The sequence below is a fragment of the Synechococcus sp. CCY9202 genome, assembly GCF_034931685.1.
GTDB lineage: Bacteria > Cyanobacteriota > Cyanobacteriia > PCC-6307 > Cyanobiaceae > CBW1002.
Genome location: NZ_JAYGID010000108.1, coordinates 1 through 1,663, shown reverse-complemented (window position 1 = coordinate 1,663; position 1,663 = coordinate 1). Strand labels below are relative to the sequence as shown.

Genomic DNA, 1,663 nt, shown 5'->3' with positions numbered 1-1,663 from the left:
TCGATTCATCGTGGCTGCAAGAGGCGCATCTGCACCTCCGGAATGACAGCCCGTCATTCCACCCTGTTCACCCTCTGATCAGGGCATTCGGGCCCCGGGTTTTACACCACGCAAAGGGACGCGGCCCACGATGGCCTGATCAGCCGAACAGATGGTCGATCTCGCTGGCGAAGTCAGCCTTCAGGTCGGCACGGGCCACGGCGGCACCCTGCAGGAACCCTCCTCGCCGGACCTCGGAGGGGTTGTGCACCGGCACCAGCCGCACCAGTGGACGGCCAGCCTTGGCAATCACCACCTCCTCCCCTTCAAGGGCCTGCGCCACGTAGCGGGAGAGGTGGGTCTTGGCGTCGTGGAGGTTCACCTGCATGGCCAGGGTCCGCAATGGAATCAACTTAGTCCAGGTACGGCTAAGTTTAATCAATCAAAAATGGAGCCGAGTCAACCGAAACGGAAGTGGAATGTCGGTGGATCCTGTCCAGCCGCCGTGGCCAACGCAAATCCAGCTGCAGATGATGGCGGATACGACCCGGAAGCGATCAAGGCTGGGATCCTGGCTGAAGTTTCCGACCTGAAAGAGACGGCCCAGTCGTTCGGCTTCCAGGCCATCAAGGACGGCACCTGGTTCGCCAAGTTCATGCAGAGCTGCCTGAGCAGCTATGACCGTAAGGTGATGGAGAAGGGCGGGGCCGCCTACCTACGGGGCAAGTACCCCGGCCTGCCCACCGATGCGATCGCAGGCAAGCTCTGTGAACTGGCCGAAAAGTATGCGGCCGTTGCCGGTGATCTGTCGGGTGCCGAGGCCAGTGCTGAGGGAAGGGATGGGAATCAAGGCCTATGGGCCGAAAGTGGCGCGAGCTCAGCTGGTGCGCCTGATCCATGGCAATACCCCGGCAATCCAGGCAGCGGCAAGAACGGTGCTTGGTCCACGCATCGCCAAACAGATCACTCAGAAGGCGATCATCAAAACAGCGGTGCCGATCGTGGGCACCGCGATCTCAGCGGGCTGGAATTATGCCACCACCCGGATGATGGGTACACGGGCGCGGCATGGCGTTCGGGTGACAGCAGCCCTACGGGAAAGAGACTCAACACCTGCAAGGGCAGATCGGAAAGAATGAACAGGCGGAAGTGGCAGTGCTGGAAGAGCTGATGGCAAGGCCGCCAGGTGTGTCTCGACGCTGTGGCCCATGGCGGCGGCCACCATCGGCGGAAGTTCGCAGATCAGATGTGCACGGTGGGCAGAGGCGTGTGGCGATAAGGCCAGCCGTCTCCATCACCACCGTGAACTTGACGGCAGCGCCCCAGCCGTCAGGGACCTTCTCGGATGCCGGCACCACTTCCCTCTGCAACCGCCAGGCCTTCCTCCATTTGTAGAGAGTGATCACGTGGATGCCCAGCTCTTCTGAAATCCGGGCCACGCTCTGGCGTTGCGGCGGGCTCATCCGCCTTCTCACATCAGCCTTGACGGCCTCGCTGTATCGGCGCATTGGTCATCTCCTCAAGCCCCCGGGTGTACGGATCAGAGGGGTGACATCTTCCTAAGAAACACCCACGGCCTACAGGGATCTCGGCCAGTCATCCGGTTGGGACCAGCTGGTAACCAAGCGCTTTTGCACGCCGTTCCAGCCCACGCACGTGTCTTTCTTGTGATGCCTTCTGGTAA

At 61.4% G+C, this 1,663-nt stretch carries 3 protein-coding genes; 1 reads left to right on the top strand and 2 read right to left on the bottom strand.

Annotation, left to right across the window (positions count from 1 at the left end):
• Window positions 1-139 precede the first annotated feature (139 nt).
• Window positions 140-367 carry a type II toxin-antitoxin system Phd/YefM family antitoxin gene (locus VB777_RS13670; protein ID WP_197159091.1) on the bottom strand — a complete coding sequence of 76 codons (228 nt, stop codon included), beginning with the start codon at window positions 365-367 and terminating at the stop codon, window positions 140-142.
• 117 nt (window positions 368-484) lie between these two features.
• Between VB777_RS13670 and VB777_RS13665 the strand changes: the two genes are divergently transcribed.
• A complete protein-coding gene (locus VB777_RS13665) occupies window positions 485-1,150 on the top strand; it encodes a hypothetical protein (protein WP_197158853.1) in 666 nt (221 codons plus the stop codon).
• Here the strand turns inward: VB777_RS13665 and VB777_RS13660 are convergent.
• Window positions 1,086-1,487 (bottom strand): transposase, encoded by a 402-nt coding sequence (locus VB777_RS13660; protein ID WP_323249590.1) that lies wholly within the window; start codon window positions 1,485-1,487, stop codon window positions 1,086-1,088. The genes VB777_RS13665 and VB777_RS13660 overlap by 65 nt on opposite strands.
• Between the last annotated feature and the right edge of the window lie 176 nt (window positions 1,488-1,663).